The sequence below is a fragment of the Actinomyces qiguomingii genome (genome assembly GCF_004102025.1).
In the GTDB taxonomy this organism is placed as follows: Bacteria; Actinomycetota; Actinomycetes; order Actinomycetales; family Actinomycetaceae; genus Actinomyces; species Actinomyces qiguomingii.
This window is the reverse complement of the sequence record NZ_CP025228.1, coordinates 2,671,203-2,684,617: the sequence shown is the minus strand read 5'-3', so window position 1 is coordinate 2,684,617 and position 13,415 is coordinate 2,671,203. Positions and strand designations below refer to the sequence as shown.

Sequence of the window (13,415 nt, the reverse complement as noted above, 5' to 3'; positions counted from 1 at the left end):
CCCGGCCTGGGACAATGGACCTGTGCCGGCTCGCGTCCGAGAGGAGGTGAACGACAGATGGCGTTTCCACTCAACCTCACGTCCGTACTGACAGGCGTGACCCCGAGCCAGCTGAGGAGCTGGCGTGACAAGGGGTTGCTCGTGCCCGAGGTGAAGCCCAAGCGGCCGCCCTTGTACTCCCTGCGAGACCTGATCGCCCTGCGCTCCATCGCCCGCCTGCGCAACGAGATCTCCCTACAGAAGATCTCCGCCGCCTTCGAGAACCTCGATGTGCTGGACATGGCCGAGCACCCGTCTGCCTACCGGTTCGGCACCGACGGCACCACGATCTTCGTCGAAGCTCCAGATGACCAGGGCGTCTACGACATCCTCAAGTGCCCGGGGCAGAAGGACATGTTCACCTTCGAGCAGCTCGCCGAAGCATTTGAGAACTTCCGCGGCGACAAGGTCGTCGACCTCCGCCGCCCGGCTGAGCACATCGAGGTCGACTTCGGGCGGATGGGAGGCTGGCCGACAATCGCCAGCACCCGCATCCCCTACGACACGATCGCCCAGGTCATCGACGGCGAGGAGATCACCGTCGACAACATCAGCGACTACTACCCGGCCGTCACCGCCGAGGCCGCCGCCGACGCCGTCGCCTTCGACGCCAAGGTCAGGAGCGTCGCGTGAGACCAGCAGAACTCTGGTTCTACATAGACGAGAACATCGCCGACGGCGTTCACAAGACCCTCGCGAGCGTCTACCGCGTACACCGCTTCCGCACGCCGAAGGATGAGGGCCTCACCGGCGGGGTCAAAGACATCCAGCTCTTCCACGACCTCGCCCTGAGAGGCTTTGACGCCATCATCACCATGGACGGCCGCCAACTGGAGAACCAGGACGAACGCGACGCCCTCGCCGCCAACAACCTGCACTGGATCGGCTTCAACATGCCCACCACCAGAGGCGCAGACGCCATCGCCAGGCAATCGGCCACAATCCTCGCAGGGATGCCCTACGTCCTCGACCACTGGGCCAACAAGCCCACCGCATACCACCTACCCGACCTGCCCGGCACCCCACCAGACATCGAGCCTCTCTGACCCAGTAGCCGCGAGCGCCGCGCCGACGCTTGTAACCGAGGTACTACAAGCGTGGACGATATTCGTGTCCGAGGTCGCGGCTAGCATCCCCGCTCGTGAGACCAACGATGGACACCCTGCTCGCCGCCGCTGACAAGCAGCAGGTGTTCGTGCGGTGGCTGAACATGCCGGAGGGGTGGCGCGGCGCCTACCATCTCCCGTCACGGACCATCTACCTGCGCAAGGGCATGGACGAGTGCGCAACCGTGCCCACCCTCATGCACGAGCTGGCCCATGCCTCCCGTGGGGATGACGGCCACCAGACCCGCCCCGTGGAGGCCCGCATAGACCGCCAGGTGGCCTGCCGTCTTATCACCTCCGGCGCCTACCGAGATGCCGAGGCCCTGGTGGGTCCGCACCCGGGGGCTCTGGCCGTCGAGCTCGACGTGCCCAGATGGGTCGTGGTCGCCTACCGCGAGACACTGCGCCGTCACAAGATCGTTGCCTAGAGAGCTGCCAAAACCACACGGGAGCGCCGGACGCAGCGCAAAGATAAGGACACCACTGCACACATAGATCGCCGCCCCTTCCCGATTTGGGAAGTGACGGCGATCCGCCGCTTTATTCACTGGTCGAATAGGGTCGGCGGCTCGTGCGGGTGGTGCACATCAATTACTCGCAGAATCCGATAGCGGCGGCGAGCCCTTTTATGCTTGGGCGGATAGACGATCTCTACGACCGCGTCAATCTCGTCATCGGCCTGGAAGGAGGTGGCATGTGATGCCACGTCGCCGAGGAAGTCATCATCTTCGACCATTGCGGTGAATTCTGCAGGAAGCCCGCTGACGGAATCGGTGGTTTCGAAGCGCCATGGCCCATCATCGAACGACAACCTGAGCACCTTCAAGCGCATCTGCTTCACCTCCATGGTCTCACTTTCAAACTCCGGGAGAGGCTCGAAGAAGGCACGGTCCGCCGCAGTAACCTCCTCCGGGTCATCTGCGCCTACAGTCACGGAGGTGACTCCCGGCCGAGTAGTCGGGCGTGTGAAGTCACGCGCGCCGTTGATGAAGACGTTCGAGGACGAGATGTTTAAGACGATGCCCGGCTCCGTGATTTGTTCACCGTCATCCAGCGTTGCGGTCTGCATGCCCTTGCCGACATCCTGGCGTTCTACGATCTTGCGTCCCCGTAGCTTCTTCAATACAGCAAGAGGCTTCTTGATCAGGGAACCGAAGGTTACCCCGGTAATTCCTACCGCGGCACCAAGCGCGGCGACATCCTCACTTAGGAACCACTGCTTCACAGCCTCAACCCAGGTGAGGTCCATCGTCAAAACAAGCTCGGTGGCAAATGAACCGTGTTCGGTCGCGGTCACCCGCAAGTCGATGTTCTCAGCCTTTGGGGCAGCCTCCTGGACAACCGCCTGCACCATCTGCGAGTACCCCATGAGTGCGCGCCCGTAGTCGCCGGCTGTCATCGTGCCGTCGTCAACAGCTTCCCCGTGGAAGGCGAAGACGACCTGTTCCTTGTACGTCTTCTTGACCATGCTCCGATCCTCCCAGACCCCACCGACATCATCAGTGTCTAGAACCGGCTGTTCCTCTGCGGACGACTGGGGCGGCGACGATGCGGGAGCCATAAGGAGACCTCGGGGGAGTGCACGGGCTCCGTGAGTGTTCACGGTTGAGTGACCGCATACTAACGGCCTCCTTCGTCGCTTGACGTCAGTTTGAACTACGCGGTCAGGCCGCTGTGATCCCCGCGGGGGCCTCCACCACCGTGATCTCATCTCCCGCGAGCGCGTCGGTGAGGGTGGTCAGCTGGGCTTGCAGGGCGGCCATTTGAGCGGCGAGGGCGGCCGCGTCCAGGCCCGCCTCGGGCTGTGCGGGGGCGGGCTCGGGCGGGGTGGCGTAGGTGGGGGAGGTGATGTTGACGATGGCCTCGGCGGCGTCGGTGGCGGCGGCGTAGGCGTCGGGTGTGAGGTGGCCGTAGGTGTCTACGGTGGTGGTGATGGACTTGTGGCCGAGGCGGCGTTGGACGGCGATTATGGGGACGCCGGCGCCGAGCAGGAGGCTGGCGTGGGTGTGGCGCAGGTCGTGGACCCTGGGAGTCTTGGTCAGGCCCGCTTCCCGGGCGCGGGCGAGGGCGGGCCTCCACACGCGTGTGGAGAAGTGCTGGGACTGGATGCGGGCGCCGTTGCGGCTGGTGAACACGAGGGCTTCGGCGGGGCGGCCGGCGGTCATGTCGCCCAGCTGGCGGGCGAGCGGGCGGGGCAGTGCAATGGTGCGGGTGGTGGCGCCCTTGGTGCCTCCCAGGTAGACGCCCTTGTCGCCCTTCTTCCAGGCCCGGCAGATGCGGGCGGTGGGCGGGGCGGCGGTCAGGTCGAGATCTGCGACCTGCAGGGCGGTAGCCTCGCCGAAGCGGGTACCGGTGCCGGCGAGGAAAGACACCAGGGGCCGCCAGTAGGGGTCCACGGCGTCGATGAGCAGGCCGAGCTCATCACGGGTCAGGAAGGTGGTGGAGGCACCCTTGACATCGTCGGACGGCACCCGCACGCCCTGGGCGGGGTTGGCCTGGATCAGGCCCTCCTCCACGGCAGTCTTCAAGCACTGGGACAGCAGGCGCTGAGCCTCCCGGATCGTCTTGGACGACAGCGGCCGGGACGCCGCGCCCTGGGTGCGGGGGCGTGCCTGCGTGGCGCGCATAGCCCCGACCCAGGCGACCACCACCTGCCGGGTGATCTGGGTCAGCAGCAGCGACCCAAGGGGCCCATCCAGGTACCGGCGGTACTGGCTGCGGTAGCCGGCCACCGTGCCCGGCGTCGCATACGTGCCCACACGCTCCAAATAGGCGGAGAACCAGACGCGCAAAGTAGGCACCTCACGCTCGGCATCGGCCGCGTCCAGGGCCGCGAGCGCGGCGGGGCCGCCCAGTGCGGAGACGAGGTCGCAGAAGGACTCGGCAGCAGCACGGGTGGGGAAGGACTCCTGGTGCTTGGAGGAGGGGTCCCCGGGGATGAGGGGGAAGCGAACCGAGTAGCGGGTGGTGCCGTCGGCGCGGCGGCGGGCGGACACTACGGGCCGGCGGCGGCGCGGGGCGAGTGCCGTCGGCGCGGGGGAGGCGGGCATGGTGGCTCCTGTGCCATGAGGGTGCCCTAAAGGCCCCGGACGACGGGACTTTCGGACACCGTTCGGACACCGCACGCCAGCGCCTTACGTACCGACCGCCACTATTCGTTGCAATAGCGGCGTTTCGTGATGGGGTGGCTGACGGGGCTTGAACCCGCGACCTCCTGGACCACAACCAGGCGCTCTACCGACTGAGCTACAGCCACCATCGGGCGACAGCGTCGCACCGAGTCGGTACTTTATCGGCTAGCCCGTGCTGGCACCAATCCGGACTCCGTGTACTGCGTCACCCTCGCGGCAGGGGAGCGAGAGTGCGTGCCGACCCGGCCCGGGTGCAACCGCCGCGGTGCCGGCGCCTGCGCGCCCGGACGACGCCGTCGGCCGGGGAGGCGACTCCGGGGCGGGCGGCGGAGACGACGTCGTCAGAGCAGCTCAGCTGTCGGGTGCGCGATGACTCGGTCGGCGACGGCCTGGCACTCCTCGCTCGACGGGCCCTCGCCCGCGGGGAACAGCACCTCGCGGTAGTAGCGCAGCTCGTCTATCGACTCCAGGATGTCTGCCAACGCGCGGTGACCGCCGCGCTTCTCCGGGGCGTGGAAGAAGGTGCGCGGGAACCAGCGCTTGGCCAGCTCCTTGAGGGATGAGACATCCACGATCCGGTAGTGCAGGTAGTCGATGAGCTCGGGCATGTCGCGGACCAGGAAGGCCTTGTCGGTGCCGACGGAGTTGCCGGCCAGCTGCGCGGTGCCCGCCTCCGGCACCAGGGACTTCACATAATCCAGGACGGTACGGCCAGCCTCCTGAAGCGTCAGGCCGTCCTTCAACTCCTCCAGCAGGCCGGAGCCGGTGTGCATCTCGCGCACGTAGTCGCCCATCTGCTCCAAGGCGGCCGCCGGGGGCTTGATCAGCACGTCGATGCCCTTGCCCAGCGGCTTGAGCTCGTAGTCGGTGACGATCACTGCCACCTCGATCAGCGCGTCCGCCTGAAGGTTCAGGCCCGTCATCTCGCAGTCGATCCAAACCAGGGGATCGGCGGTAGTTATCTGTCGACTCACGGTCGCCGAGTGTAGACCCGGTTCGAATGATGGCTCGGGCACTGATGTACCTTGTGGCCCATGACAGCGCAGGACGTCAGTGCGGAGATGTTGGACAAGCTGACCTATCAAGTCGAGCGCGAGCGGGGTGCTGACAAGCTATGGCGGGCGCTGGTCGTGATCTGGGCCCTGGTGTCGGTGGTGCTGAGCCGCTCTGGCGTTATGACGGTGGCACTGCTGGCGGTGGTCCTCATCCTGGCCGCCGGTCTCGTGGGCGGGTGGCTTGTACACCTGCGGCGCTTGAAGGAACTACAGCGCCAGTTGAATGACGCCATAACCCAGGCGGAGGCCTACGGAGACGAGTAGCTTCCGGGTGGTGCACCCGCGGTGAACCATGGACGCGGTTCACCGGTGTCGCTGGCCTGTCCCAGAGCACTCGACGAGGGTGACCAGGCAAGATGCGTGTTGCGAAGCCGGAGTGGCACCCGCCACCGCGACTCCGCGGGTCGCCCGGGTGAATGGTGGCCCAGCCGAATCGTCGACCAACGTTCGGTTGCGGAAAGTCGCAGTAGGCAGCATCTGTTATCGCCTGGTTCTATCAGGCATCGGATACGACTACGGTGGACGACCTTGGCTGCCCCCTCTACTCCTGTGTCGTCAGGTGGGGGGAGCCGGACACCTGTGGTGTACTTGGACCGCGTTCCTGCGGTTGGACCGTCTGAGAGTGCGTTTCAGGCGGTCCATCGGCAGCCAGGTGGTCCATCTGCGGCTCGGCGGTCCAGATTTCGCTCCTGAGCAGGCGGGCATCCTGTTAGCGGCTCGGGAAAGCGCCCTGGCGGGCCGGCCGACGGCGTTGGCGGCAATCTCAGACACATCCCGTCTCCGCACGCCAACAGCTGCGGAGACCGATACTGAGAATGGAACAGGCTCCGCCCACCATGTCACACGTGGACTTGTAGTTGGTGCCCCCGCCCGGACTCGAACCGGGAACCTGCGGATTAGAAGGCCGATGCTCTATCCATTGAGCTACGGAGGCTTGCCGGAACAGCGTACGTCACCATGGGCACAAGTTCCCAGTCGGCAGCGACGTGCCGGCTGTTCACCGGCGCCCGGCACAGGTATCGTTTCGGCCAAGCCGATGGGCCTTGCCCCCAATCCCCGGAAGGACACCCGTGCCCGCAACAGCCCTTGCCGTGCGTCTGACCAACGCCCCTGCCTACGAACAGCCGCGCATCTTCACGGCTGCGTTCACAGTTGGCAGACGGCCCACCTGCGACGTCGTCGTGTCCACATCCAATGTGGTCTCGGGCGAACACCTACGCGTCACTCCTACGCCCGAAGGTTGGGTGATCGAGTGCATTTCGCGTACAAACGGCATGTTGGTTGCCGGGCAGGACGCTCGCCGCGTCCTGGTTACAGGCCCAACCCGCGTGTACCTCGCCAACAGCTCGGGGCCCGGCATCGACTTCGTCCCCACGCAGTTGCCCGGCTCGCCCCAGGAACCGCAAGCGGACCCGGGGGCCGTTTCTGCCGCTGCGGCCCCGGCCGCTCCGGCCCCTACACCCACCCCCGCCCCGACGCAGATACCGCCCGCATCTGCTCCGGCCCCCGCGCCGACGCAGATACCGCCCGCCGTCGGCAATCGGGCGCCCGCATCCGCGCCGACCGGATATGGGGCTTCCGCGGGCTCTGCCGCATCCGCGCCGACCGGATACGGGGCCTCTGCGGGCTCTGCCGCATCGGCAGCCACCATTGCCGGACCGCCCGGGCATCCCAGCCCCCCAGGATCGGCCGCATCAGGTGGTACCGGTGGCTTTCCCACCGGACCACGCAGAACCGTGGCCAAGGTGACCATCACCTCATCCGGCACCATCGGCCGTGCCCCGGACGCCAGTCTGCGACTGGATGATCCGCGGGTGTCGGGTCATCATGCGCGTGTTGACCTGACCCCGCAGGGGATTGTGGTGACCGATCTGCGTTCCACCAATGGCGTGTTCGTGGGGCAGCAGCGCGTCCAGAGTTACACGGTGACCGAGCCGACCACCTTCGGCATGGGGTCGACCTTCGTGGTCATCAGCCCGGACGGCACCTGTGAGGTGCAGGTGGCCACCGCCGCCGGCGAGCTGGTTGGACGCGACCTGACCTTCTCCGTCAATGACGGCAAGCTCACCTTGTTGGACGGAATCTCCTTCTCCCTGCCCGGCAATGAGCTGCTGGCCGTGGTCGGTCCCTCGGGCGCGGGGAAGTCCACCCTGCTCAAGGCGCTGACCGGTGAGCAGAAGGCCCAGCAGGGGCAGGTCCTGTTCGACGGCCTGGACGTGTATGAGCACTACCCGGTGATGCGCAATAAGATCGGCGTGGTCCCCCAGAATGACGTGGTTCATTCCGCGCTGACCGTGCGTCAGACCCTGGAGTACGCCGCGGAGCTGCGCTTCGCCAAGGATGTGTCCAAGGCCGAGCGAAGGGCCCGGATCGGCGAGGTGCTGGAGGACCTGGACCTGTCTGAACATGTGGACAAGAAGGTCAAGCAGCTCTCCGGTGGTCAGCGCAAGCGCGTATCAACGGCCATTGAGTTGCTCACCCGCCCCTCGCTGTTGTTCCTGGATGAGCCGACCTCCGGTCTGGACCCACAGCTGGACCGGGATGTCATGGAGCTGCTGGCGTCCTTGGCGCACGGCACTCGTCCCGGAGACACGGGCCGTACTGTGGTGGTGGTCACCCACAATGAGAACCATATCGATCGGGCCGACAAGGTCCTGATCCTGGCCGCGGGCGGTACTCCCGTGTACTTCGGGGCGCCCCGTGAGGTGATCGGGTACTTCAGTCAGCGCCTGGTTGAGTTCGGGCGGGCCGGACGGTTGGTGGTTAATGCGCCCCGGGGAGGTTTCCCCGATCCGGTGTCGATTGAAGGATTCGCCGATGTCTATGCACTGATCCGCAACCACGCGCCTGAGCTGCGCGCCCACTTGGAGGCCACCGTGCCCTCCACTCGGCGCGGCGATGGCCGGAAGATCACCACTACGACGAGCGCCGATGAGCGGCAGTCCCCTCAGCAGACCGCAGCGCGACAGGTCTCCACCCTGGTGCGCCGCCATCTGCGGATCATTGCCGCCGACTCCTCCTACCTGCTGTTCATGTTGGCCCTGCCGGTGATCATCGGCCTTCTCACCAAGGCCATATCCGGCACCAATGGATTCGCCGTCCCCGATCTGCCCGATCCGACTCCAGAGGAGCCGTGCGTGCGTTACTCCATGCAGGCCCTTGAGCTGCTGGTCATCCTCATCACCGGCGCGGCCTTCTCCGGGATGGCCGCCACCATCCGTGAACTCGTCGGTGAACGTGACGTCTATCTGCGGGAGAAGGCAGTGGGGCTGCGGGCCGGCTCCTACCTGGTGGCCAAGGCGCTTGTGCTGGCGCTGATCGTCACGGTGCAGACCGCCGCCATGGTCGGTATCGCACTGGCGCTCAACAAGGCCCCCACCGACGCCGTCCTACTGGGGTCGCCGGGCCTGGAACTGGCCGCATGCTGCTGGGTGGTCGCCTTCGTCTCCGGATTGCTGGGGCTGGTAGTCTCGGCCTTCGTATCGTCCTCCGAGCAGGTCATGCCGGTTCTGGTGGTCACGATCATGGCGCAGCTGGTGCTGGCAGGCGGGGTCATCCCCATCGCCGGTCGGGCGGTGTTCGAGCAGCTCGCCTGGTTCATCCCCGCCCGTTGGGGTTACGCCATGGCCGCCTCCACGGTGCAGATGAACGACATCCTGCCCAACCGTGCCGAGGACCTGTGGGAGCACACCGCCTCACAGTGGGCCACTGACCTCGGCCTGCTGTGTGCGATCGGACTGGTCTGCTTCCTGGCCTGCTACATCGGTCTGTCTCGCCGTGACCGCCGCTGATCGACCAGGTGACCGGGGATCGCAATGGCGGGTCGATTCCGGCTGTGACCCGGCTTCCGCCTAAAGTTGTGCCATGGCCTCATCTGCTTCCCCGCTGCCCGCCGGAGAAGACGTTCCCGTCTCTGCGCTCAGCCGCGCACAGCTCATCGACGTCCTCACCGACACGGTGGGGGATCTGTCCAATCTCGATCTGAGTCTCAATGCCGAGGGCGCCCAGGACGCGCGTCGCTTGCGTGCCGGACTGGTGGCCCAGATCCGCGACCACGTACTGCCCCGACTCGCCGACGCCGACATCCCGGCGATCGTTGTGGTGGGAGGCTCCACCGGGGCCGGTAAGTCCACGCTGGTCAACTCCGTGCTCGGTGAGGAGGTCTCCGATGCCGGTGTGCTGCGCCCCACCACCCGCACTCCGGTGCTCGTGGTCAACCCGGAGGACGAGGCCGCACTCGCCGACCACCCGATCGCCCAGGTCTGCCTCACCGTGACCTCCGCTGCCATCCCCGCAGGACTGGCGCTCGTGGACGCCTCGGATCTGGACTCCGTCCAGGAGACCAACCGAGCACTGGCCGTCCGATTGCTTGAGGCAGCCGATCTGTGGCTGTTCATCACCACAGCGGCCCGCTACGGCGACCACACCCCCTGGGTCTCCCTGGAGGAGGCCGCCGGGCGCGAGACCCCCATCGGCGTCGTCCTGAACAGGGTGCCAGCAACGGTATTGCCTGAGGTCCGTCGGGACCTGATTGAGCGCCTGGATGCACTCGGTCTGGCCGAGTCCCCCTTCTTCGTGGTTCCCGATGCTGGGCCGCACGAGGGCCTGCTGCCCGAGGCCTCCGTAGCCGAGCTGCGAGACTGGTTGCAACTGCTGGCCGGCCGGCACCGGGCCGCCGGTCTCGTGCGGCGTACCGGACGCGGCCTGTGGACCGGGCTGCGCGCCGATCTGATTACCCTCGCCGACGGCGTCGACGCCCAGGATGACGCCGCCACCCGCCTGGAGGAGGCCTCCCAGCGTCTCCTGACGGCCCCTGGCGCGGATCTGCGTGCCGACGTCGAGCGCGGAACCTGTGGGCAGGGTGCTCCCACCACGCGGTGGGTCACGCTCGCCTCCTCCGGAGGCCCACTGGCCCCCCTGGCGCAGGGCGGCAAACTCCGCTCCGGATGGTTCGGCCGCACCCGCAAGGCGCGTGCCGCGGCGCTGGCGACCCTTGCCGGTGACGCCTGCGAGTCCATAGTCTCCCGTCTGGAAGCGGCCGTCGTCTCCGTCGGCGACGACGCCGTACGTATCTGGGATGCCGCTGGCGCAGCCGCTCATGCCGCCGAGCTTCTGCCGACCAGCACCGACGCTCCCGCCGTTGTGCAGGCCTGGGCATCGGCGCAGCACGCCCGCATAACCGCCCCTCCCAAAGGACTCACCCAGCAGGGCGCCGGTGATCTGGTGATAGCCGCCGCAGCCGGTATTGAGGGCGCCCGCGCCGCCGCGGAGCGGCAGGGACTGGGACAGGCGGTCACGGACGCCAAGGCCTCCTTGATGCAGACACTGACCGATGTTCTCGCCGCGACGGTTCCGGCCGGCGCGGCCCGAGCTCTTGCCCCCGACCCCGCATTAGCCGCCGCGCTAAGACTGCGCGCCGGTGAGATCGCACCGTTCACCCGTCCTGGAGCCTCCGCATGACTTCGAACCCGACCGCCAGCCCCTCCGGGGGCCACGTGCTCGACGCCGCCCACCTCCAGGCGCGCCTGGATCGTCTGCGCGCCGCCCTGGACGACTGCCCCACAGAGATCCCCGCATCCCTGTCCATGCCAGCCAGAGATCGTCTGGACGAGGTTGCCGAGCGACTCGCCCTCGGCGTGGACCACACGGTGGTGGCACTGTTCGGCGGCACCGGCTCCGGCAAGTCCTCGCTGTTCAACGCTCTGACCAGCCTGCAGTTCGCGGATGTGGGCGCCCGCCGCCCCACTACCTCCCTCGCCACCGCCTGTTCATGGGGCGATGACGCCGCCGCTCTGCTGGACTTCCTCGAGGTCGTAGATGACCGCCGCATCCGCCGGGAGTCGCTGCTGGATGCCACCGACCAGGACGCCTTCGCCGGCTTAGTGCTGCTGGACGTTCCCGACTACGACTCAGTCAGCACCGAGCACGCCTTGCAGGTGAACCGACTGGTGCCGTTGGCCGACATCCTGGTGTGGGTGGTAGATCCGCAGAAGTATGCCGACGCGGTACTGCACGAGGGTTATCTGCGTAAACTCGGTGCCCGCCAGGAGGACATGCTCGTGCTGGTCAACCAGGTGGACACACTGCCCGCCGGCGGCATTGACACGCTGCTGGCGGACGTGCGCTCCTTGTTGGCTGCCGACGGCCTGGAGGATGTGCAGGTGCTACCGGTCTCGGCGGTGCGCGGCGACAACCTTGGCGCGGTGCGTGAACTGTTCTTAGAGCGAGTCTCTCGCGAGTCCAACGCGGCCCGCACCGCCTCCGCCCAGCTCGATGCCATAGCCATGCGACTGCGCCCGGCCGCTGCGGCGCAGCCCGTGGCCACTCGCCCTGAGCTCGCCGACGCCGCCGTCACGGCGCTCATGCACGCCTGCGGCGCTCAGGCAGTTGAAGACTCCGTGCGCACCGGCTTGGCGCGCACCTTCCCGCGCGCCATGGCCCGCCCGGGACCGCCTGCCCGCGACGCCGTCGCCTCCATTCAGACGACCTGGCTGCGCCGCACCACCGAGGGATTGCCCGCCGCCTGGCTGCGCAGCGTGGAGGCCGCCGTCGCCACCCCGGAGGCGCTTGCCGCGCGCACTGCCGAGGCCGCCGGCAGTGTGCAGTTGCCTCGGCACCGCGTACCGTTGATCGAACTGGCCTGGTGGGGCGGCACGCTCGCCGCAATCGTCGGGGTGATCTGGGCGGTTGTTGGCCTGCTGCAGGGGCAGGTCTCCGCCGTTGGACTGATTGCGCCACTGGCCGTCTTGGGCGTCGGACTGGTGGTGGCGGTGGCGGCACTGGTCGCACGGCGTTCGCGGGCACACCGGGAGGCGGCGGAGTACGCACGGGCGGTTCGGGCTCGACTGGTGTCAGTAGTTGCCCGTGATCTCACCCGGCCCGCCGACGGCGTGCTGGTACGGCACCGGATGCTTCTGCAGGCGCTGGAAGTACCTCACCAGTAGTGCGTGGTGACCGGGACGGGGCCTCCTGTGAGACTCCTGTGCCGGAACAATCTTGTACGTGTGTGGCGGTTGTACGCTCGTGTGCACTCGCGGTCTGAAGGCGTTGTGCAGTTGGTGCCGGTGCACGCCATTATCTGGGCTCCGGTTGGGGTTGTAGGGCGGTGGCCCGGGCGTTCTTGCAGATGGGCTTGGGTGCATGACGCCGGACCATTACGACCGATCTCGTTGGTTATTTCTACCGATCTCGCGGGAGGGAGAGAGGGGGAGAGGGGAGGAGAGCCGGGGAGGATCGGGGAGGGGCGAGTGAGGGGGTCACCGGCGTCCACAGGCGGCGTTCGTGCAGGGGGGACTGCCCCGCCGTTAACAGGCCGGTGGCGGTGCCGGGCGTGGCTGCGGGACCGTTGAGGCAGCCGGCACGGTGCCGGCCCCGATGAAGGAGCATCCCATGAGCCGTCAACTCGATTTAGTCCTCCAAGGCGTCCTCGGAACGAATCCCGCCGTCACCCGCACCGCCAGTGGGCGTCCATACTGCTACTTCCGCGTGGCCACATCCCCGTCCTTTCGCACCGCGCAGGGCTGGCGGGATGGGCAGACCATCTGGTTCACCGCCAAGTCCTGGGGGCCGCTGGCCGAGAACCTCGGCCGCTCCCTGCACAAGGGCGACCCCGTGGTGCTGGTGGGACGTTTCTCCCAAGAGAGCTGGTCAAATGGGACGGAGGAGTTTCTGACCAACGTGCTGACCATCTCCTGCGGCGGCCACGACCTGACGCGTGGCGAGTCGCGCTTCATGCGCATCGTCCACTCCGCAGCCGCCGACACCACCGAACCCGGCGAGTCGGAGGGGTCGGAGGCGTCGGTTTCCACCACCTCCTCCGGTTCGGCCCAGACCGCCGAGTCCGCGCCCACGCCGGACGATGCCGGGGCGGTCGCCGGACACGCCGCCCCGGAGGGGCAGAACCCGCCGCCGTCAGAGTTCCCCTCCGGCACACACCCGGCGCCGACGCGCCGCCTTGAGGAGATGAATGAGCCCAGCGGTGAGACTCCCGGCGCCGTGCCCACAGGCATCGCAGGGCGTGTCGCCCCGAGTTACGTGCTCGCCGACGAACACGACTGATTCCACCGCAATCCGGGCCCGGTAGC

11 protein-coding genes and 2 tRNA genes are annotated in these 13,415 nt (G+C 67.3%); 8 read left to right on the top strand and 5 right to left on the bottom strand.

The features are described 5' to 3' along the window. The first annotated feature begins 57 nt into the window (after positions 1–57). The 3 genes from CWT10_RS11165 to CWT10_RS11155 all read left to right on the top strand — a co-directional run bounded on the left by CWT10_RS11165 (position 58) and on the right by CWT10_RS11155 (position 1,573). A complete protein-coding gene (locus CWT10_RS11165) occupies positions 58–672 on the top strand; it encodes a DUF433 domain-containing protein (protein WP_103061557.1) in 615 nt (204 codons plus the stop codon). Then, entirely contained in the window at positions 669–1,085 is a 417-nt protein-coding gene (locus CWT10_RS11160; protein WP_103061556.1) for a hypothetical protein, read from the top strand. The genes CWT10_RS11165 and CWT10_RS11160 overlap by 4 nt, the downstream gene beginning before the upstream one ends. Positions 1,086–1,180: 95 nt before the next feature. Continuing rightward, the gene (locus tag CWT10_RS11155) at positions 1,181–1,573 is read left to right on the top strand and encodes an ImmA/IrrE family metallo-endopeptidase (protein ID WP_128683423.1); all 393 of its coding nucleotides are present in this window, start codon (positions 1,181–1,183) and stop codon (positions 1,571–1,573) included. A 116-nt stretch (positions 1,574–1,689) separates the two neighbouring features. Here CWT10_RS11155 and CWT10_RS11150 read toward each other — a convergent pair whose 3' ends face one another. The 4 genes from CWT10_RS11150 to orn form a co-directional block, all read right to left on the bottom strand. Then, a complete protein-coding gene (locus CWT10_RS11150; RefSeq protein ID WP_103061554.1) occupies positions 1,690–2,613 on the bottom strand; it encodes an LAPAL motif-containing putative phage structural protein in 924 nt (307 codons plus the stop codon). A gap of 196 nt (positions 2,614–2,809) precedes the next feature. Beyond that, positions 2,810–4,195: a tyrosine-type recombinase/integrase gene (locus tag CWT10_RS11145; RefSeq protein WP_103061553.1), complete on the bottom strand. Its 1,386-nt coding sequence runs from the start codon at positions 4,193–4,195 to the stop codon at positions 2,810–2,812. Between the two features lie 130 nt (positions 4,196–4,325). Beyond that, positions 4,326–4,401 (bottom strand) — tRNA-His (locus tag CWT10_RS11140). Between the two features lie 216 nt (positions 4,402–4,617). Then, positions 4,618–5,238, bottom strand: coding sequence for an oligoribonuclease (gene orn, locus CWT10_RS11135; protein ID WP_103061599.1), 621 nt, complete (start codon positions 5,236–5,238; stop codon positions 4,618–4,620). A 72-nt stretch (positions 5,239–5,310) separates the two neighbouring features. Between orn and CWT10_RS11130 the strand changes: the two genes are divergently transcribed. Beyond that, positions 5,311–5,595, top strand: coding sequence for a hypothetical protein (locus CWT10_RS11130; RefSeq protein WP_103061552.1), 285 nt, complete (start codon positions 5,311–5,313; stop codon positions 5,593–5,595). 594 nt (positions 5,596–6,189) lie between these two features. Here CWT10_RS11130 and CWT10_RS11125 read toward each other — a convergent pair. Beyond that, positions 6,190–6,265: transfer RNA gene (locus tag CWT10_RS11125), tRNA-Arg, on the bottom strand. A 136-nt stretch (positions 6,266–6,401) separates the two neighbouring features. Here CWT10_RS11125 and CWT10_RS11120 point away from each other — a divergent pair. The 4 genes from CWT10_RS11120 to CWT10_RS11105 all read left to right on the top strand — a co-directional run bounded on the left by CWT10_RS11120 (position 6,402) and on the right by CWT10_RS11105 (position 13,389). Then, a complete protein-coding gene (locus CWT10_RS11120) occupies positions 6,402–9,122 on the top strand; it encodes an ATP-binding cassette domain-containing protein (RefSeq protein WP_103061551.1) in 2,721 nt (906 codons plus the stop codon). 73 nt (positions 9,123–9,195) lie between these two features. Further along, the gene (locus CWT10_RS11115; protein ID WP_103061550.1) at positions 9,196–10,791 is read left to right on the top strand and encodes a GTPase domain-containing protein; all 1,596 of its coding nucleotides are present in this window, start codon (positions 9,196–9,198) and stop codon (positions 10,789–10,791) included. Beyond that, positions 10,788–12,275: a GTPase gene (locus CWT10_RS11110; protein ID WP_103061549.1), complete on the top strand. Its 1,488-nt coding sequence runs from the start codon at positions 10,788–10,790 to the stop codon at positions 12,273–12,275. Before CWT10_RS11115 ends, CWT10_RS11110 begins: the two co-directional genes overlap by 4 nt. Before the next feature lie 445 nt (positions 12,276–12,720). Then, positions 12,721–13,389: a single-stranded DNA-binding protein gene (locus CWT10_RS11105; protein WP_103061548.1), complete on the top strand. Its 669-nt coding sequence runs from the start codon at positions 12,721–12,723 to the stop codon at positions 13,387–13,389. The last annotated feature ends 26 nt before the right edge of the window (positions 13,390–13,415 follow it).

Excerpts from the sequence above, each read along its gene's own strand:
- CWT10_RS11150 (WP_103061554.1), bottom strand. The coding sequence starts at position 2,613 with ATGGTCAAGAAGACGTACAAGGAACAGGTCGTCTTCGCCTTCCACGGG.
- CWT10_RS11145 (WP_103061553.1), bottom strand. The coding sequence starts at position 4,195 with ATGCCCGCCTCCCCCGCGCCGACGGCACTCGCCCCGCGCCGCCGCCGG.
- CWT10_RS11165 (WP_103061557.1), top strand. The coding sequence starts at position 58 with ATGGCGTTTCCACTCAACCTCACGTCCGTACTGACAGGCGTGACCCCG.
- CWT10_RS11105 (WP_103061548.1), top strand. The coding sequence starts at position 12,721 with ATGAGCCGTCAACTCGATTTAGTCCTCCAAGGCGTCCTCGGAACGAAT.
- CWT10_RS11110 (WP_103061549.1), top strand. The coding sequence starts at position 10,788 with ATGACTTCGAACCCGACCGCCAGCCCCTCCGGGGGCCACGTGCTCGAC.
- CWT10_RS11115 (WP_103061550.1), top strand. The coding sequence starts at position 9,196 with ATGGCCTCATCTGCTTCCCCGCTGCCCGCCGGAGAAGACGTTCCCGTC.
- CWT10_RS11130 (WP_103061552.1), top strand. The coding sequence starts at position 5,311 with ATGACAGCGCAGGACGTCAGTGCGGAGATGTTGGACAAGCTGACCTAT.